14 protein-coding genes are annotated in these 18,460 nt (G+C 64.0%); 5 read left to right on the forward strand and 9 right to left on the reverse strand.

The features are described 5' to 3' along the window. Window positions 1-1,818, forward strand: a 1,818-nt coding sequence (locus AC3WTO_RS26850; protein ID WP_492558446.1) for an autotransporter domain-containing protein, incomplete at its 5' end; no start/stop codon positions are given. A 263-nt stretch (window positions 1,819-2,081) separates the two neighbouring features. Here the strand turns inward: AC3WTO_RS26850 and AC3WTO_RS26855 are convergent. From AC3WTO_RS26855 to AC3WTO_RS26865, 3 genes are all read right to left on the reverse strand, one after another. Further along, a complete protein-coding gene (locus AC3WTO_RS26855) occupies window positions 2,082-3,335 on the reverse strand; it encodes an MFS transporter (protein WP_492464042.1) in 1,254 nt (417 codons plus the stop codon). A gap of 12 nt (window positions 3,336-3,347) precedes the next feature. Further along, window positions 3,348-3,542 (reverse strand): hypothetical protein, encoded by a 195-nt coding sequence (locus AC3WTO_RS26860; protein ID WP_492464040.1) that lies wholly within the window; start codon window positions 3,540-3,542, stop codon window positions 3,348-3,350. Between the two features lie 191 nt (window positions 3,543-3,733). Continuing rightward, window positions 3,734-4,345, reverse strand: a complete 612-nt coding sequence (locus AC3WTO_RS26865; protein ID WP_492464039.1) for a TetR/AcrR family transcriptional regulator — start codon at window positions 4,343-4,345, stop codon at window positions 3,734-3,736. Between the two features lie 186 nt (window positions 4,346-4,531). On the opposite strand from AC3WTO_RS26865, the gene AC3WTO_RS26870 reads away from it, so the two are divergent. After that, window positions 4,532-5,692 carry an efflux RND transporter periplasmic adaptor subunit gene (locus AC3WTO_RS26870; RefSeq protein WP_492464038.1) on the forward strand — a complete coding sequence of 387 codons (1,161 nt, stop codon included), beginning with the start codon at window positions 4,532-4,534 and terminating at the stop codon, window positions 5,690-5,692. Window positions 5,693-5,743: 51 nt separating this feature from the next. Continuing rightward, window positions 5,744-8,845, forward strand: a complete 3,102-nt coding sequence (locus tag AC3WTO_RS26875) for an efflux RND transporter permease subunit (protein WP_492464037.1) — start codon at window positions 5,744-5,746, stop codon at window positions 8,843-8,845. A gap of 405 nt (window positions 8,846-9,250) precedes the next feature. On the opposite strand, the gene ggt is transcribed toward AC3WTO_RS26875, so the two are convergent. From ggt to AC3WTO_RS26890, 3 genes are all read right to left on the reverse strand, one after another. After that, window positions 9,251-10,996 (reverse strand): gamma-glutamyltransferase, encoded by a 1,746-nt coding sequence (gene ggt, locus AC3WTO_RS26880; RefSeq protein ID WP_492464036.1) that lies wholly within the window; start codon window positions 10,994-10,996, stop codon window positions 9,251-9,253. 506 nt (window positions 10,997-11,502) lie between these two features. After that, on the reverse strand, window positions 11,503-12,675 hold the full coding sequence (locus AC3WTO_RS26885; RefSeq protein ID WP_492464035.1) for a dipeptidase: 1,173 nt from the start codon (window positions 12,673-12,675) through the stop codon (window positions 11,503-11,505). 198 nt (window positions 12,676-12,873) lie between these two features. Continuing rightward, on the reverse strand, window positions 12,874-13,188 hold the full coding sequence (locus tag AC3WTO_RS26890; RefSeq protein ID WP_492464034.1) for a cupin: 315 nt from the start codon (window positions 13,186-13,188) through the stop codon (window positions 12,874-12,876). 72 nt (window positions 13,189-13,260) lie between these two features. Here AC3WTO_RS26890 and AC3WTO_RS26895 point away from each other — a divergent pair, with 72 nt between their 5' ends. Beyond that, the gene (locus AC3WTO_RS26895) at window positions 13,261-13,725 is read left to right on the forward strand and encodes an Lrp/AsnC family transcriptional regulator (protein WP_492464033.1); all 465 of its coding nucleotides are present in this window, start codon (window positions 13,261-13,263) and stop codon (window positions 13,723-13,725) included. A 35-nt stretch (window positions 13,726-13,760) separates the two neighbouring features. On the opposite strand, the gene AC3WTO_RS26900 is transcribed toward AC3WTO_RS26895, so the two are convergent. After that, window positions 13,761-15,011: a D-amino acid dehydrogenase gene (locus AC3WTO_RS26900; RefSeq protein WP_492464032.1), complete on the reverse strand. Its 1,251-nt coding sequence runs from the start codon at window positions 15,009-15,011 to the stop codon at window positions 13,761-13,763. A gap of 162 nt (window positions 15,012-15,173) precedes the next feature. Then, a complete protein-coding gene (galE, locus tag AC3WTO_RS26905) occupies window positions 15,174-16,172 on the reverse strand; it encodes a UDP-glucose 4-epimerase GalE (protein WP_492464031.1) in 999 nt (332 codons plus the stop codon). A gap of 269 nt (window positions 16,173-16,441) precedes the next feature. Between galE and hemA the strand changes: the two genes are divergently transcribed. Beyond that, window positions 16,442-17,719 carry a 5-aminolevulinate synthase gene (gene hemA, locus AC3WTO_RS26910; RefSeq protein WP_492464127.1) on the forward strand — a complete coding sequence of 426 codons (1,278 nt, stop codon included), beginning with the start codon at window positions 16,442-16,444 and terminating at the stop codon, window positions 17,717-17,719. 28 nt (window positions 17,720-17,747) lie between these two features. On the opposite strand, the gene AC3WTO_RS26915 is transcribed toward hemA, so the two are convergent. Then, the gene (locus AC3WTO_RS26915; RefSeq protein WP_492464030.1) at window positions 17,748-18,440 is read right to left on the reverse strand and encodes a helix-turn-helix transcriptional regulator; all 693 of its coding nucleotides are present in this window, start codon (window positions 18,438-18,440) and stop codon (window positions 17,748-17,750) included. Window positions 18,441-18,460 lie beyond the last annotated feature (20 nt).

The raw sequence follows: 18,460 nt of genomic DNA on the forward strand, positions 1-18,460 counted from the left end.
GCCACCGCCGTGACCTTCGGCGGCACCCCGGCAACAAGCTTCACCGTCAACAGTGACACCTCGATCACCGCCACGACACCGGCTCACGCCGCCGGCGCGGTCGCAGTCGCTGTCACCGCCCCCGGTGGCAATGCGACCCTGCCAGGAGCCTTCACCTACGACCTGCCGGTGCCGACGGTCACTTCCGTTTCGCCATCCAGCGGCCCTGATACCGGCGGCACCAGCGTCACCCTCACTGGCGCCGGCTTTACTGGCGCCACCGCCGTGACCTTCGGCGGCACCCCGGCAACAAGCTTCACCGTCAACAGTGACACCTCGATCACCGCCACGACAGCGGCTCACGCCGCTGGCGCGGTCGCAGTCGCCGTCACCGCCCCCGGTGGCAATGCGACCCTGCCTGGCGCCTTCACCTACGACCTGCCGGTGCCGACACTTACCTCGGTATCGCCGTCCAATGGACCTGACGGCGGCGGTACCAGCGTAACCATCACCGGTTCAGGCTTTACCGGGACCACCGCTGTGACCTTCGGGGGCACCGTGGCAGCAAGCTTCACCGTCAACAGCGATACTTCGATCACCGCCACGACGCCGGCGCATGCCGCAGGAGCAGTCGCGGTCGCCGTCACCGCACCCGGCGGCAATGCCGCTTTACCTAGCGCCTTCACCTATTCCGCGAGACCTGATCCTTCCCGCGACCCTGAGGTCATCGGGATGCTGGAGGCCCAGTACCAAAGCACACAGCGCTTCGCCAAAACGCAAATCACCAACTTCCGCGACAGGTTGGAGCAGCTTCACAACGATGGCGGCGGGCAAACATCTTCCTGGAATCTCCAGGTGAGTTCACGACAGTCGTCGACCGATGCCTTGGGTTACGCCCAAGAGCCCAAGGAACACGACTCCGTCGGACAAAAACTCGGCCTGACGCCGACCAGGCCACTGCCATCCGAGCGCCGGGGCGAACGTTCGCCACAGGCGGCGGGAACAGCCTCCGACGTTGCGATCTGGGCTGGCGGCTACGTGAATTTCGGCTCTGCGGACAAGGACGATGCCAATCTGAACCACACTCTTGTTGGGGTCAGCGGTGGCGTCGACTATCGGTTCTCGGCAGATTTCACCGCCGGCGTTGGCGTGGGGTATGGGCGCGATGCGGTCAACATCGGCTCCAACGGCACGGAGACCGATGGAAGGGCACTGAGTGCCGCGCTTTACGGCAGCTACCATCCGAAGGACAACATCTTCATCGATGGCCTCCTGGGGTATAGCGCTCTCGATTTCGGAAGCCGCAGGTTTGTAACGTCTGGTGGCGGTTTTGCATCCGGAGAGCGCAAGGGCAGCCAGGTGTTCGGTTCGGTCAGCATCGGCTATGAACACAGACAGGATGTATGGCTCCTGTCTCCTTATGGGCGGCTTGAAGCGGCGTGGTCGCAGCTCGATGCCTTCACGGAAGATGGGGCAGGCTCTGAAAACCTGAGCTTTGGCCGCCAGTCCATGGATATGCTGGCTGGGGTTATCGGCCTGCGCGGCCAATATACCGTTCCCCAAGGCTGGGGTGGGCTGACCGCCAAGGGAAGGATTGAACTGACCCATGATTTCCAGGGCTCGAGCCGCGCAAGCATGGGTTATGCCACGCTCGGCAACGGCCTGCCCTACTCGCTGAAGATGGAAGGTTTCACCAAGGACTATGTGTCAATCGGTCTTGGGCTCGACGCCAATCTCGGAGACGACACGACGGTGGGTTTCGACTACACGACGGGGCTCGGCTTCGAAGGTAGAACCCAGGAGCACAATTTCGGATTGCTGTTCAATATGAGGTTCTGATCCCGCAGCAATCCGGACACGGGCATCGCCGCTAACTCCGGGGCTGGTAAGGGGCGATTTCGATCCGCTCACCGTACCGCGGACAAAGGAAAGCCCGTCTGCTACTTTTGTAGGCATATGCCTGCAGACGGGCCCGCCCCCGCACGACGATGCATCCCCGTACGCATAGAGCAAGAGCACGATATCGCTTTGATCGAACAATGAAATTGTACTTTGTGGCAATGCCCTTACGAAACCGGAGATTGCCAAGCGTAAGGATTGACCTACTCTGACCTTGCCCGCTCGCCGGAAAGGCTGGCCGTCACGCCGCGCAGGCCCGGCATGCCGAGCGCCGCGAGCGCGCATGACAGCAGCAAGGCCGAACAGGCCACCAGCACCGTGGTCGCGCCAAAGGTGTCCAGTGTCACCCCAGTGACGAGCGCTGCCGCCGGCGCGCCGAGCAGCACCAGGCTCATCGAGATGCCGATGACATTGGCGCGCAGGTCCTTCGGCACGCTGGATTGCAACAAGGTCGCGAACACCGGCGACAGCGGCCCGGCGGCGACACCCAGCATGGTACCCGAGGCGATCATGATCGGCACCGACCGCCCGAACAGCAGCAAGGCGACGCCGGCGGCAAGCCCGGCAAAGGCGACCGAGAAGATGCCGCGCAGCGACGGCGCCTGGCTGGCGAAGGCCAAAGCGACATTGGACGCGATCGCACCGGCGGCGGCCGCGGACAGAAACATGCCGAGCAAGGCCGCGGACCTGCCTTCCGTGCGCAGGATCGCCGGCAGGGCAATGCCTTCCACAGCCACGAAGACGCTCGTGCCAATGGCGGCGAGGATCAGCGCAGAGCGTAGCGTCCCCTGGCCGAAGATGAAACCGAGACCGGCTTTCATCTGGCCGAATGTCGAGCCGGCGATGCGGCGCAGCCGGAAGCGTGGCACGCTGACAGCAACCAGCAGGGCGGCCAGGAGATTGATGGCGGCGATGACCCACAACAGAACCGTCGTGCTGGCGACGGCGACCAGAAACGCGGCGATCGCCGGCCCAGCGATCGCCGCGCCATTGTCGACGATGTCGTCGATGGCGTTGGCACGGATCAGCGGCAGGCGCGCCAGCCTGGCGATCTCCGGCACTCGCGCCTCGATGGCGATGCCGCCCGGTCCATCGAGGATGGCGCCAAGCAAGGCCAGGCTCGCCAGCAGCCCGATGGTCAGCATGCCGGCATCATAGGCCGCAGCCGCGGCGATCGCGGCAAGCGAGCCCATCGCCACGGAAACGAGCGCCATACGGCGGATGCCGACCCTCTCTGCGATGATACCGCCAAAGGCCGAGCCGAAGATGGCCGGAAACAGCGTCAACGCCGCAATGATGCCCATCCAACTTGCATTGCCCGACAGATCGTAGACCAGCCAGGGATAGACCACCGCGGTGATGGCGTTGGCGAGATTGACGGTGATGCTGGCAAGCTGGAGCCCGGTATAGGGCCAGATCGTGCGCGCCAGCTGCAATGCCTTCGGAGCGTCAGTCATGATGAGGAACGGTTATCGTTTGTCCTGCTGTGACGCCGCGCGCTTCGGCGCCGTTTCGGGCACGAAATAGAGCAGCCAGAGCAACCAGGAGAGGTAGATGTATTCCCAGGCGCTCGCCTGGCCATTGAAGGCCGCAAGCACATCGGGAAGCTTGTACAGCCCGATGAAGCCGAGAAAACCCAGCCACCAGCGTTTCTGCATCTGCATCGTCGTTTCTTTCTCTCAAGCGCTTCCCACGGGATCGCGGAAGCGCATCAAGTCTTTGTTTCAGACAATTCCGGACGGAAAACCGCAGCGCGCCTTTCCTGGAGTTGTCCCAAAGACGGGAACGGCTTGCAGCCGCCTGCGCCTGCCGGGATATTACAGACAGGAACCGGAAGCCGCCCGGGTCGCCGACGTCAGTCGGTCGGCGCCGCGCCTGGCCGCAGGAAGCGCGTGACGAGGAGCCGCAGCATCGGCCGCTGCTCCAGGGGGTTGAAACCGGGATCGATGGCAACCCGGCTGAAGACGCCGTCGATGAGCGCCGCGATCCAGCGCGCGCTGTCGGCGGGGTCGAGCGTCGGATCTACCTGGCCGCGGGCAGCGGCGTTGCGCAGAAGCGTGTTCAACGCCGTCTGCAATTCGTTGTCGTTCTTGGTGACGAGCTTGCCGACCTCCTCATCGCGCATCGCCTCGGCCGCGATCTCCAGCGCCAGCTTGAGATAGGTCGGATCGGAAGCAAGCTCGAGCACGATGTCCATGAAGTCGAGCAGTTCAGCAAACAGGTCCGGCGACTGCAGGGTGCCTTCGAAATAGTCGGCAGTCTGGCGACGCTCCTCTTCGACGATGGCGGCGATGATCGCCTGCTTGTTGGGGAAATAATAAAACAGATTGCCGGGGCTCATGCCGGCTTCGGCGCAGATCTCCGCGGTCGAGGTGCGATGGAATCCCTTGCGCGCGAAGCAGGCAACCGCCGCCTGCAAAATCTGCTGGCGTTTCGCTTCATGCTTCTCGGGATCGACCTTACGCATTCCGCCTCATTTTTGCCTCTTTATTTCTAGACTACTCAGTCTAATAAATGGCGATGTGTGCCGTGTCAACGCAAAAAACACCATGTTTCCGCACCTTGACACCCCGGAGAGTCATTTATTAGATCGACTAGTCTAATAAATAAGGAAGCGCGGCGGGGGACGCCGCAGATATAGGCGACAGTACCCATGCGTTACGTTTCTCGCTTCGCTCGAGCAGCGGCGGCATCCATTTTCCTGCTGGCGGCGGGCAGCCAACCACTGCTGGCCGAGGTTGCCGCCGCCTCGGTGCAACCGGATATTTCGCAGCGCACCGTTTCCACCTTCATTGCGGAACGGCAGCCGGCCGAATGGACCCTGACCTTCACCGGCGTGCTGGTGGCGCGCGACGAGATCGCCGTCGGCACCGCCCTGCAGGACCAGCGCATTGCCGCGGTCGAGGTGGAAGTCGGCGAACACGTCAAGGCCGGCCAGGTACTGGTCAAGCTGGAAACAGCAATGCTGGAAAACAAGCTGCGCGAGTCGGAAGGCCGTGTCGCGCGCAGCAAGGCCTCGCTTGCCCAGCAGGAAGCGACGCTGGCACAGGCACAGTCGGCGCTCGATCGTGCCGAGCGGCTGAAAACGACGCGTACCATTTCCCAGCAGACCTACGAAGATCGCTCCTCCGCCGTTGCCGTGGCCAGACAAGGTGTTGCCGTGCAGCGGGCGGAAAATGCCGAAGCACAGGCGCAACGCGCCGAAGCGGAACGGCAACTGGAGCGTGCGATCGTGCGCGCACCTGCGGACGGCGTGGTTTCCGAGCGCCTTGCCCGCGCCGGTGCGCAGGCCGGTGCCGAAGCGCTGATCCGCCTGATCCGCGACGGTGCGGTCGAATTCGCCGCCGAGGTTCCTGAAGCCGACCTGCCGGCGCTTGCGGTTGGCCAATCCGTCAAGGTCAGGCTCGCCGGCCGCGCCGGCGAGATCGACGGCAAGGTGCGCATCGTTGCACCGAAGATCGACCGCGAGACCCGGCTGGGAGCGGCACAGATCACGCTCGACACCAAGGAGCCGCTGTTTGCCGGCGCCTTCGGCAAAGCCGAAGTGATCTTCGCCCGGCGTGAAGCCATCGTCGTCGCCGACAGCGCGCTGGTCTACGGCCGCGGCAGCGAGGATTGCGCGGTCTTCGTCGTCAATGACGGCCGCGTGCAGCGCCGGCCGGTCGAGACGGGCCTGCGCAAGAGCGGCAAGGTCGAAATCCGCGCCGGCCTCGAACCCGGCGAACGCATCGTCGCCAAGGCGGGTGCGGCCCTGCGCGAGGGCGACGCCGTGACGGCCGTCGACCTGGTGCAGGCCGGCAGCGTCAAGAACTGACAGGCCCCGAAAATCGACAACGATTTTCGCAAGGACCACCGAGTATGAAAAATGCAGGCTAGCAACATTTCCGCCTGGGCGATCCGCAAGCCGGTCCCCACCATCGTCCTGTTCATCGTGCTGACCTTCGCGGGTCTTGCCGCTTTCATGCGGCTGCCGATCAACGCCAACCCCAACGTCTCCTTTCCGATCGTCACCGTGACGGTGGCGCAATCGAGCGCTGCCCCGGCGGAACTGGAGACACAGGTTACCCGTCGTGTCGAAGGAGCGGCGTCCGGCCTTGCCGGCGTCAACCACATCAAGTCGACCATCACCACCGGTTCTTCGATCACCGAGGTCGAGTTCAAGATCGGTGTCGATCCCGACCGCGCCACCAATGACGTGCGCGAGGCGATCCAGCAGATCCGCTCGGACCTGCCGCAGTCGATCCAGGAGCCGGTGATCTCGCGCGTCGACGTCGATGGCAGCGCCATCCTCTACTACACGCTCAAGGCGCCGCGCATGACGCCGGTCGAACTGTCCTGGTTTGTCGACGACACCATCAATCGCGAACTGCTGGCGGTCAGCGGCGTGCAGAAGGTGCAGCGGCTGGGCGGCGTTGCCCGCGAGATCCGCGTCTCGCTCGATCCTGACAAGATGCTGGCGCTGGGCGTGACCGCCGACCAGGTCAACTCGGCCCTGCGCGACATCAACGCCAACATTCCTGGCGGTCGCGGCACCATTGGCGGCCGAGAGCAGTCGATCCGCGCGCTCGGCAGCGTCAAGACGGTGGAAGAGCTCGCGCAGCTTTCGGTGTCATTGCCGAACGGGCGCTGGGTCAAGCTGGCCGACGTCGCGACTGTCACCGACGGCGCCGCCGAGCCACGCTTCTTCGCGCGGCAGGACGGCGAAGCCACCGTCGGCTTCTCCGTCTCGCGCGGCAAGGGCTACAGCGACACCACCGTCGCCGACGCCACCCGGGCGCGCATCGCCGAGATCCAGGCCCGCTCGCCGGATATCGAGATCAAGGAACTGATCTCGACTGTGCAATACACGATGGAGAGCTATGACGCCGCCTCCACCGCGCTGGTGGAAGGCGCTGTGCTGACCGTCATCGTGGTGTTCCTGTTCCTGCGCAACTGGCGCGCCACCATGATCTCGGCGCTGGCGATGCCGTTGTCCATCCTGCCCACCTTCGCGGCGATGGATCTGCTTGGCTTCACGCTGAACTCGATCAGCCTGCTGGCGCTGACGCTGGTCATCGGCATCCTCGTCGATGACGCCATCGTCGAGATCGAAAACATCGAGCGTCACATCCATATGGGCAAGCGGCCCTATATCGCCTCGATCGAGGCCGCCGACGCCATCGGGCTGGCGGTGGTGGCGACGACACTGACCATCGTTGCCATCTTCGCGCCGGTGAGCTTCATCGGGGGCGCGGTCGGACAGTATTTCAAGCAGTTCGGCGTGACGGTCGCCATCGCCGTGCTGTTCTCGCTGCTGGTCGCGCGTCTGCTTACGCCGCTGATGGCAGCCTATCTGATGCAACCCGCGAAACAGGTCGACCATGACGCGAAGCCGTCCAGGATCTCGAGCGGCTACACCACGCTGCTCGCCTGGACGCTCGACCACCGCAAGACAGCGCTGGCCATCGTCGCGGTGATCTTCGCTGGCTCGATCGGCCTGCTCACCATGCTGCCAACCGGTTTCCTGCCAACCAGCGACGGCAACCTGTCGCAGGTCAAGGTGACGCTGCCGCCCGGTACCCGCCTCAACGAGACCGAAAGCGTGACCGACGGCATCGCCAAGCAGTTGCTGGCCCGGCCGGAAGTGGAAACGGTGCTGGTCACCTCCGAAAGCGTCAACCAGGCCAATTTCCTGATCCGGCTGACGCCGCGCAGCGAACGCAACGAAGACCGCAAGGGTTTCGACATGGCGGTGCGGCCGATCTTTGCCACAACACCGGATATTCAGTTCACCTTCCTGTCGGACGGTGGCGGCAAGGAAGTCACGGTCAACCTCGTCGGCGAAGATGCGCATGTGCTGTCGGACGCGGCGCGCAAGCTCGAAATGGAAATGCGGGACCTGCCACAGCTTGCCAACGTGCTGTCGAGCGAACCGCCGCTGGCGCCCGAACTGGTGGTGAAACCCCGACCGGACGAAGCCGCGCGCCTTGGCGTGTCGTCGATGGCGCTCGGCACCGTGGCCCGCATCGCGACGCTCGGCGAGATCGATTCCGCCTCGGCACAGTTCAACCTCGGCACCCGCCAGGTACCGATCCGCGTGCTGCTGGACAGCTCTGCCCGGGCCGATCTTGAAGCGTTGCGCAAGCTGCGTGTCGGCACATCCGGCGGCAAGATGGTGCCGCTCACCTCGGTGGCCGACATCACCTTCGGCGCCGAGGAAGGCCAGATCGAGCGCCTGGACCGCAAGCGCCAGGTCGCCATCGAGGCCAACCTCGACAACAACGCCACGCTCGGCACGGCCATGGCCGCGATCATGGAGTTGCCGGCCTACAAGCAACTGCCTACCGGCGTCAGCCTCAAGGAGTATGGCGACACCGAAGCCATGACCGAGATGTTCCGCAACTTCGCGCTCGCGGTGCTGGCGGGTGTGCTGATGGTGGTCGCGGTGCTGGTCCTTTTGTTCAAGGACTTCCTGCAGCCGGTGACGATCCTGATCGCGCTGCCGCTGTCGCTCGGCGGCGCGGCACTGGCGCTGATCATCGCGGGCTCGGCGCTGGACCTGTCGTCGGTCATCGGCATCCTGATGCTGATGGGCATCGTCGGCAAGAACTCGATCCTGCTGGTCGACTACGCGATCGAAGCCAGGCGCGAGGGCCTCGACCGGCGCGCCGCGCTGATGAAAGCCGGCACCACCCGCGCGCGGCCGATCATCATGACGACCATCGCCATGGTGGCCGGCATGGTGCCCGCAGCCATCGGTGTCGGCGCCGATGCCGGTTTCCGTGCGCCGATGGCGATCGCGGTCATCGGCGGCCTGATCACCTCGACGCTGCTGTCGCTGGTGTTCGTGCCGGTGATGTTCACCGTCATGGACGACCTGAACAATTGGTTTGCCCGCAGGCTGCGGCCGCTGACTTCGGTCACCGAAGCCGACCGCGCTGCCGGAGAACTGCTTGTTGCAAAACAGGCCGAGACGCCGAACCCTTAAGCCCCCAGTTGGGTTCGGCCAGGGCGCAGGGGCAATCGCCTCCCCTGCGCCCTTTCTTTTTTGGGCGCGCTTCTCCCTCAGGCACCAGGTGGTTCACACCCTTATGCCGGAGTGCTGTTGGTAGTATGTGGAAATGCTCTGGCGCGAGCACGGTGCCGCCCCTCATCGCCCTGCCGGGCACTTCTCCCCGTATAGGGACGGGGAGAAGGACGCTGGCCGCGACGAGGGCGTTCAATCTGCAACGCTGGCGATTGGCGAAAGCCATCGCGCGAGTGCCCCTTCTCCCCGTTCGAGGGGAGAAGTGCCCGGCAGGGCGATGAGGGGTGGCGCAAACAGCCGATATTTACGATCTACGCCACGAAGCACTTCCGTGCCTCAAAGCATGGGCGACAAGGGCCGCAGCCCTCAGTACCCTTGCGCCTCGCCGGCAGCCGCGCGGCTGTCGATGGCGCCGTTGTAGCGGGCGCCGCCGCCCTTGCGGATCTCGCCGAGGCTGCGGCCGCCGATCAGGATGCCGGCCGCCTGGCCCCACGTCTTGCCCTCTTCCGTGATGTCGAGCTTGTAGCCCATGCCGGCGAGCAGCTTCTGCGTGTCGGGCGACAGGCCGTTGTGCTCGACATAGAGCGTGTCCGGCAGCCATTGATGGTGGATGCGCGGCGCGTCGATCGCTTCCTGGATGTTCATGCCGTGGTCGATGACATTGAGGATCGCCTGCAAGGTGATGGTGATGATGCGCGAGCCGCCCGGGCTGCCGATGACCATGAACGGCTTGCCGTCCTTGGCGACGACTGTCGGACTCATCGACGACAACGGCGTCTTCTTCGGCTGGATCGCGTTCGCCTCGCCCTGCACCAAGCCATAGAGATTGGGCACGCCCGGCTTCTGGGTGAAGTCGTCCATCTCATTGTTGAGCAGGATGCCGGTGCCGTCGGCCACCACGCCGGCGCCGAACGCGCCGTTCAGCGTATAGGTGACGGCGACCGCGTTGCCGTCCTTGTCGACGATCGAATAATGCGTGGTTTCCTTGCTCTCGCCGAAACCCTGCGGCATCAGGTCCTTCGAGACGCCGGCGCGGAAAGGATCGATCTTGGCGCGGATGCCTGCCGCATAGCCCTTGTCGAGCAGCTTATCGACCGGGTTCTGCACGAAGTCAGGATCGCCCAGCGCCGAATTGCGGTCGACATAGGCATAACGCATCGCCTCGGCCATCAGGTGCACCGTGTCGGCCGAGCCTGCGCCGAGATAGTCGATCGGGTAGCCTTCGAGCACGTTGAGGATTTCGCAGATGATGACGCCGCCGGAGCTCGGCGGCGGCGAGGAGATGATCTCGTAGCCGCGATAGTTGCAGGTGATGGGAGCGAGTTCGCGCACCTTGTATTGTTCGAAATCCGCCTTGGCGAGAATACCGCCCTTGGCGCTGGAAGCCGCAACGATGGTGTCTGCGATGCCGCCCTTGTAGAAGGCGTCCACGCCCTTTTCAGAGATGGTGGAGAGCGTCGCCGCCAGGTTCGGCTGCACCAGCTTTTCGCCGATGCCGAACGGCTTGCCGTCGGGCTTCAGGAAGATGGCGGCCGCCGCCGGGTCCTTGCCCAGCCGCTCGGCGTCGGAAGCAAGTGCTGCCGCATCGCCCTGCTCCAGCGTGAAGCCGTCGCCGGCAAGCCGGATCGCCGGCGCCATCAGATCGGCGCGTGGCAAGGTGCCGTATTTCTCGCGCGCCATTTCGAGACCAGCGACCGAGCCCGGCACGCCGACGGCCAGATAGCCGTCGAGGCTGGCGCCCTTGATCGGGTTGCCGTCCTTGTCGAGATACATGGTCTTGGTGGCGGCGAGCGGTGCACGCTCGCGGAAATCGAGGAAGGTCGTCTTGCCGTCCTTGAAGCGGATGGTCATGAAGCCGCCGCCGCCGATATTGCCGGCGATGGGGTAGGTGACGGCGAGCGCATAGCCGACGGCGACGGCCGCATCGACGGCGTTACCGCCCTTCTTCAGCACCTCGACCCCGGCCTCGGTGGCCAGGCGCTGGGCGGTGACGACCATGCCGTTCTCGCCCTTGGCCGGCGCCGGCGAAGCGGCGATGGCGGGTGCAAGCGGCGCGAAGGCGAGCGCGGCAACAAGGCTGACGGATATCAGCGCATGGCGGATTGGCTGCATGACCATTCTCCAGAGATACCCCCGCCCCAGAGCTAGAGCATTTTGTAGCCAAGTGGAATCACTTGGCGTTACGACAATGCGGCGAAAACAAAACTCAGAGCGTTTCCGCGTTTCCGTGAAAAACGGAAACGCTCTGGTGATTCACGACGGGACCAATGACTCGCCTCAAAAGCGTTTCGACGCAAGGCGCCATGTGCGGGAAATAATCGGCACAACAAACGGCAAGGATGAAGCCGGTCTGGACCGCCGCGCTTTCGTCGGCGTTCCGGCATGGATCCCCGACACTCTCCACTCCCTTCGGTCGCTCCGAGGTCGAGGATGACGGACTTCATGTATCACCAGCGCCAATTGTCCGCGTTGGCTCCACGCTGGTGATTAGCGAAGGCGCAAACGCAACTCCGTCATCCTCGACCTCGAAAGGAGCGAAGCGACTGAAGAGTGTCGGGGATCCATTCCGGAACGCTGGTGAGTGAGTTCGACCTGCTATTCTTCGGAGCGTCCGACCCTCAATTCGGCAGGTTCTCGAGCAGGAAGCGGATTTCGTTGCCGCCCATCGCCTTGCCGGTGTCCGCGTCGCTGAAGCCTGCCGCCAGCAGCGCGTCGGTGATCTGGACAAGCCCCGTGGTGTCGAACGGCATGGTGACAGCGCCGTCGAAATCAGAGCCGAGCGCGACATGGTCGATGCCGGCCACGCCGACCGTATGCTGGATCGCCCTGGCGACGGCGGTGGCGTCCTTGCCGCAGATCGCGGTTTCCCAATAGCCGATGCCGATCAAAGCGCCCTTGGCCGCGAGCGCCTTCAACTGGTCGTCGGAGAGATTGCGGTTGTTGTCGCAAGTGCCCTTCACCCCTGTATGCGAGACGACGACGGGGCGCGTCGAGACGGCGAGCGCATCGTTGATGGTGGCCGACGAGGCATGGGCGAGATCGAGGATCATGCCCTTTTCCTCCATGCGGCGGACCATCTCGCGGCCCTTGTCCGTCAGCCCGCCCTTGTCGACGCCATGCGCGGAGCCACCCATCTCGCTGTCGAAGAAATGCGCCGGCGACATCATGCGGAAACCCGCTTCGAAGAGCACGTCGACATTGGCCGGGTCGCCTTCCAGCACCTGCGCGCCTTCGATGGCGAGCAGTCCGGCAACGAGACCGGACTCCACCTTGCGGCGCTCCAGGAAGCGGCGCAGGTCGCGCTTCGAGCGGATGACGATGAAGTGGCCATCGGAGCGCGCCGCCATGTCGTTCAGCCTGGCGGCCTGGTAAAGCGCGCGCTGCTTCAGGCTGAAGATCGCCGAAAACGGCCAGCGCTGGCCGAGGGCAAGCAGCGTGATGTTGTCGGTCGAACCGTCATTGTGCTCGATGTTCTGGCCGCGCGGCGATTTCGAGACCACGGCAAAGACCTGCAGGGCGACATTGCCTTCGTCCAGACGAGGTATGTCGACCTGGCCACGTGTGCCGCGCGCCAGCAGATCGCGCCCCCACAAAAGCGGATCGGCATGCAGGTCGGCGATGGTCAGCGTCTCATGCAGCGCCCTTGCCCTGTCGGACGCGGCATAAGGCGGCGGATTGATCACCCCGTTCAACGCCTGTTCGAGGCGCGCCGGCAGCACGAAGAAGAAACCGAGCCCGATGGCAAGCAACAACACCAACGCCGCGAGAGCGAATTTCCAGAAACGCCGCATCACACCCCCGCTGCAACCCTGCCACGCACTTTGCTGGCCTTGTTCGAGCGGCAATCATTTCCCGGCAAAACCAGGAAGTCGAGGTGAAGGCTGGCTGGCTGAAGAGTTCTCAACCGGTTAGTCGAACTGGGCCATCTCCCCGCCGTCGCGCATGTCGACGGACTTCGTGCACCGCGCGGTCTGATGTTGCGACAGGGATTACACGCTGCCCTCGCGTTCGATGACCAGCACGCGGGCAGCGCCGACCGGATGCGCAACGTGTTCGTCACCGTCCTCGGCATGGAAAATATCGCCCACCCGAAGCTTGTGAATGATGGTTTCACCGTCGACGCGGGCGTGCATGTCCACCTCGCCGTCGAGGACGACGAAAACCTCGGGGCCATCGTTGACGTGCCATTTGTAAGGCTTGTCGGTCCAGTGCAGCCGCACCGTCGTTGAACCCGGGATCGTCTCGATGCTCATCGCTTCCCATGCGCGCGATCCGACGAAGTTGCCTGGCGAAATTTTCCGCATGAATGCCTCCTTGCAATTATTGGAGTATCTATCGCCGGGTGTTGCGGGACGCATCTTGCGATACGACGGAAGATGGCTGCGGAAAGCTGTATCGGCATGCAAATCGACAAGACGAACAAACGCATCCTCTCTCTTTTGGAGAAGAACGCGCGGATGAGCGCGACCGCCATCGGAAAAGAGATTGGCTTGTCGCGTCCTGCGGTGCAGGAGCGGATTGCCGCAATGGAGCAGGGAGGCGTGATCCGGGGCTATCACGCGTCCACGGATGACGGCGCGCACCTGATCCACGCGGTGCTGTTCATCCGTATTGCCGAGCGACCTTGCGAAAAGGCATTGCGTTGGCTGGCCTCACTCGAAGGCGTGACGTCGGTTGTCTCGCTTGCCGGAGCGTTCGACGCCATCGTTTCGGTATCGCTGCCGGAAGCGGGTGATCTTTCGGCATTGAACGATCGGGTGGCGGCTTCGCCCTTGATAACCGGCTCGACGAGCCAGGTCGTTCTGCGACGCTATGCAGGTGACAGTGGTCGCAGATCTTAGCAGACCAGTTCCCTCCAGAGGAGGTTGCGGCAGGATTAGCCTTTGTAGAGCAGGCCCTGCGGGTCGATCTCCGGTTTGCGGCCGGCAACGAGATCGGCCAGCAGCGCGCCGGAGCCGCACGCCATCGTCCAGCCGACATGGCCATGCCCGGTGTCAAGATAGAGGTTCTTGTATTTGGCGCGGCCGATGACCGGCACCGAGTTCGGCATCATCGGCCGCAGCCCGGACCACAGCTCGGCCTTCTTCTCGTCAAAGGCGCCGGGGAACAGATCCTTCGCCGTCCTGAACATGGCAACGAAATCGCGCGGGCGATAACTGCGGTCGAAGCCGGTGAACTCGGCCGTCGAGGCGATGCGCAACCTGTTGCCGAGCCTTGAATAGGCGATCAGCTGGTCCTCGTCGGCGCCGCCCATGGTCGGTCCCTTGCTCTCGTCTTCCAGCGGCACGGTCGCGGTGTAGCCCTTGACCGGATAGACCGGGAGATCGATGCCATAACGGCGGCCGAGCAGGCCACTTTCCGGTCCCATCGAGATCACCACCGCATCGCCCGAAACCGGGCCTTTCGAGGTGATCACGTTGCGGACGGTGTCGCCCTCGATGTCGAGCCCTTCTACCGTCGTGCCATAGAGGAACGTCACGCCGAGTTTGTCGGCGGCAAAAGCGGCGAGGTTTTCGACGAACTGCCGGGAATCACCGGTCTGGTCGATCGGCGAATAGACGCCGCCGGCAATCTTGTCCTTGGCGCCGGCAAGGCCGGGCTCCAGTTCGACCAGCCGGTTGCGGTCGACGATCTCGATCGGCAGGCCATGCTGGGCGAGGAATTCGTAGTTCGCGGTGCCGTGCTCGAGGCTCTTCTGCGTGCGGAAGAAGTAGAGGATGCCGCGGCGGCGCTCGTCATAGTTGACACCGGTGAACTGCTGCAGCGCATTGATGCAGTCGCGCGAATACAGCGCCAGACGCAGCTTCACCTCGCTGTTGGCGCGCAGGCGTTCCTGCGTGCATTGCCGCAGGAAGCGCAGGCTCCAGGCAAGGAAGTAAGGATCGAAGCGCAGCCGCACCTTGATGCCGAGGTCATGGTTGTAGAGCGCGCGCAGGAAGGTCTTCAGCGCTGCCGGCGACGCCCAGGCCGTCGCATCGCCGGGCGAAACCAGGCCGGCATTGGAATAGCTGGTGCCCCGCGCCGCCGTCTCGTGTCGCTCCACGACGGTGACCTCGTGGCCGTCCCTGGCCAGGTAATAGGCTGCCGCCGTGCCGACAACGCCGGCGCCAAGAACCACAATCTTCAAAACCGTCTCCCCGAAACCGACCAATAACCGCATGACCTTGGTCCGAAAAGTCTGCAACTTTCCGGGGCCATGCTTGAGGCACCCACCTGCCGGCGGTCCTCATAACGACAATCGGCGGGTATTTCGAGCCTTGACCTGCTGGTCCAACGATTTGTGCAAACTTCAGCCGCGGGCCGAGTTCTTGGTGACCAGGATACGCTCCCATGCGAGCGCATCGCGCACGATCAGGTCGAGATCGTCACGGCGGGGCGTCCAGCCGAGTTCGGCCCGGGCCCGGTCGGCATTGGCGATGACCGACACCGAATCGCCGGGACGGCGTGGTCCCATCCTCACGGCAAGCTCGCTGCCGCTGGCGCGGCGCACGGCCTCGACCACCTCGAGCACTGAATAGCCGTGGCCGTAACCGCAATTGGCGACGAGACTGTCGGCTCCTGCACGCAAGCGCTGCAAGGCAAGCCGATGCGCGGCGACAAGGTCGCTGACATGGATGTAGTCGCGCAGGCAGGTTCCGTCCGGGGTCGGATAATCATTGCCGAACACTTCGAGATAGGGACGCTTGCCGAGCGCCACCTCGCAGGCCGCCTTGATCAGATGTGTCGCGCGTGGCGTCGACTGCCCGGTGCGGCCCTTGGAATCTGCGCCCGCGACATTGAAATAGCGCAGCGCCGAATAGCGCAACCCGTGGGCGGCGGCGGCATCGCGCAGCATCCATTCGCTCATCAGCTTGGACAGGCCATAAGGCGATTCCGGCATGGTGGCGGCGTCTTCCGGGATCGGTTCCAGCCGGCTGCCGCCATACACCGCCGCAGTCGAAGAAAAGATGAAGTTCGCCACGCCGCCGCGAACCGCCGCCTCGATCAGCGAGCGGGTCTTGGAGGTGTTGTTCTCGTAATAGGCCAGCGGATCGGCGACCGATTCCGGAACGACGACGGAACCGGCGAAATGAATGATTGAATCGATGCCGTGTTCGCGGATGACCCTGGCGACGAGGTCCTTGTCGCCGACATCGCCGACCACCAGCGTGGCTTCAGGCGCGACGGCCCAGTCGAAACCGGTGGACAGCCGGTCCAGGACGACGACATCCTCGGCACCGGAATCGAGCAGTTCCCACACCATGTGACTGCCGATGTAGCCGGCGCCACCTGTCACCAAGACGGCCATACGGCCCACTCCCCTCAAAAATCCACAAACTGTATCATCCGCAGGATTGTTGCGGACGCTAGCCAGAAAGCCTTAAGAAACAATACGGCGGCCTTGCCACTTTCGCGAAGCGGTCTTTGATCCACATCAAGGGAATAGTTCACAGACCGCGTACGTTAGAAGTGGGTCAATGGACAGCCAGGGATTGGGCGTGGCATTTTGACCAAAGCTGGTCCATGGACGCCGAACGAGCCTATGAATATTATCCCGCCGCAAATTGGGAAGCAGAGATGAACTATCAGCGGTTCTTCGAGGAAGCGATCGACCAGCTCCATGCGGAGCGCCGCTACCGGGTATTCGCCGATCTGGAACGCATCGCGGGCAAGTTTCCGCGCGCGATCTGGCGCGCCAATGGCCGCGCCCAGGAAATCACCGTCTGGTGCTCCAACGACTATCTCGGCATGGGCCAGCATCCCGACGTCATCGCCGCGATGCAGGCTGCCGCCGGCGGCATGGGCACCGGCGCCGGTGGCACACGCAACATTTCCGGCACCAACCACCCGCTGGTTGAGCTTGAGCTCGAGCTCGCCGACCTGCATGGCAAGGAGGCCGGCCTGGTCTTCACGTCCGGCTTCGTTTCCAACGAGGCCGGCATCTCGACCATCGCGCGCCTGCTGCCGAACTGCCTGATCCTGTCCGACGAGCTCAACCATGCCTCGATGATCGAAGGCATCCGCCGCTCGGGCGCCGAGAAGAAGATCTTCCGTCACAACGACGTGGCCCATCTGGAAAGCCTGCTGCAGAGCGCCGGGCGCGAGCGCGCCAAGCTGATCGTGTTCGAGAGCGTCTATTCCATGGACGGCGACATCGCGCCGATCGAGGCGATCGCGGATCTCGCCGACAAATACAACGCCATGACCTATATCGATGAGGTCCACGCCGTCGGCATGTATGGTCCGCATGGCGGCGGCATCACCGAGCAGGAAGGCCTGGTCGACCGCATCGATATCATCGAAGGCACGCTCGCCAAGGCGTTCGGCACGCTGGGCGGCTACATCACCGGTCCACGCGCCGTCGTCGACGCCGTGCGCTCCTACGCGCCGGGCTTCATCTTCACCACCGCGCTGCCGCCGGCCATCGCCGCCGCGACGACGACCTCGATCCGTCACCTCAAATCCTCGCAGGTCGAGCGCGACGGCCAGAAGCGCCAGGCCGAACGCACCAAGCAGGTGCTGGCCTCCGCCGGCCTGCCGGTGATGAACTCGGCCACCCATATCGTGCCGTTGCTGGTCGGCGAGCCGGAGCTCTGCAAGATGGCGAGCGACCGCCTTCTCGGCGTGCACGGCATCTACATCCAGCCGATCAACTATCCGACCGTGCCGCGCGGCACGGAGCGGCTGCGCATCACGCCGACGCCGTTCCACGACGACGTGCTGATCGACGGCTTGCGCGACGCGCTGGTCGAGACCTGGGACGCGCTCGGTATTCCCTACGGTTCGACAGGCCGCCCCGCCGTCACCGAGAGCGAGCGGATCATCCCGCTGCTGGTACCGAAGTCCGGCGGCTGACAGGTCGCCCGCGGGCGACGAGGCCGCATCAGCTCACCTCCTGCCGACGGAGCTGGTCGAGATAGTCGCGCAGCAGCGCGGCGCGTCTTGGCCTGAAGCTCTTCGATCCGAGGCGAACCTGCTCGATCCGCTCGACGCGGAAGATTCTGAACGAATCCCGCAGGCAGCACCATGCAAGCAGCGAGACCGAGACATTCGCGTACATGATTGCCAGCGGGAAAACCGTTCGCTCGGTTTCGGCACCCGCTGCATCGACGTAGCGGAAGTCGAGAGCGCGTTCGAGCCAGCAGCCTTCGCGAATGACGTCGATACCTTGCACCTGCTCATAACGCGGTAGCGGTCGATACACGTGCGATATCGCGTGAAAGAGCTGCTGCTCGCGATCGGTCGGGATCGCCGCGCCGATCTTGGCGAGGACGGACGCCGCGGCCCGGGCGAGTGACGGATCGCCGAAGCCTTGAAGATCGGCCATCCCCAAAGCGATCGCTTCCAGCTCCATCCGGTCGAAGGTCTGCGGCGGCAGTGCATCATCTTCGGTGAGGCGATAGCCGTAACCACGCTCACCCTCGATCCGTGCTCCCGCAGCGCGAAGGCTGTCGATGTCGCGGTAGAGCGACCGCAGTGAAACGCCGGTCTCCTCGGCGAGGCGCGCTGCCGTGGCAGGTGCCGGCAGCATGCGCAGGGCATGCAGGAGCCGAAACAGACGATCGGGTCGGGCCATTATCAACTGCCGGAAATTGT

The sequence above is a fragment of the Mesorhizobium sp. EU05-FHT14A09 genome (assembly GCF_058790995.1).

Bases quoted from the DNA above. Each gene is read 5' to 3' on its own strand.
- AC3WTO_RS26860 (WP_492464040.1), bottom strand. From the start codon at position 3,542: ATGCAGATGCAGAAACGCTGGTGGCTGGGTTTTCTCGGCTTCATCGGG.
- hemA (WP_492464127.1), top strand. From the start codon at position 16,442: ATGAACTATCAGCGGTTCTTCGAGGAAGCGATCGACCAGCTCCATGCG.
- AC3WTO_RS26895 (WP_492464033.1), top strand. From the start codon at position 13,261: ATGGCTGCGGAAAGCTGTATCGGCATGCAAATCGACAAGACGAACAAA.
- AC3WTO_RS26915 (WP_492464030.1), bottom strand. From the start codon at position 18,440: ATGGCCCGACCCGATCGTCTGTTTCGGCTCCTGCATGCCCTGCGCATG.
- ggt (WP_492464036.1), bottom strand. From the start codon at position 10,996: ATGCAGCCAATCCGCCATGCGCTGATATCCGTCAGCCTTGTTGCCGCG.
- AC3WTO_RS26855 (WP_492464042.1), bottom strand. From the start codon at position 3,335: ATGACTGACGCTCCGAAGGCATTGCAGCTGGCGCGCACGATCTGGCCC.
- galE (WP_492464031.1), bottom strand. From the start codon at position 16,172: ATGGCCGTCTTGGTGACAGGTGGCGCCGGCTACATCGGCAGTCACATG.
- AC3WTO_RS26870 (WP_492464038.1), top strand. From the start codon at position 4,532: ATGCGTTACGTTTCTCGCTTCGCTCGAGCAGCGGCGGCATCCATTTTC.
- AC3WTO_RS26890 (WP_492464034.1), bottom strand. From the start codon at position 13,188: ATGCGGAAAATTTCGCCAGGCAACTTCGTCGGATCGCGCGCATGGGAA.
- AC3WTO_RS26875 (WP_492464037.1), top strand. From the start codon at position 5,744: ATGCAGGCTAGCAACATTTCCGCCTGGGCGATCCGCAAGCCGGTCCCC.
- AC3WTO_RS26885 (WP_492464035.1), bottom strand. From the start codon at position 12,675: ATGCGGCGTTTCTGGAAATTCGCTCTCGCGGCGTTGGTGTTGTTGCTT.
- AC3WTO_RS26865 (WP_492464039.1), bottom strand. From the start codon at position 4,345: ATGCGTAAGGTCGATCCCGAGAAGCATGAAGCGAAACGCCAGCAGATT.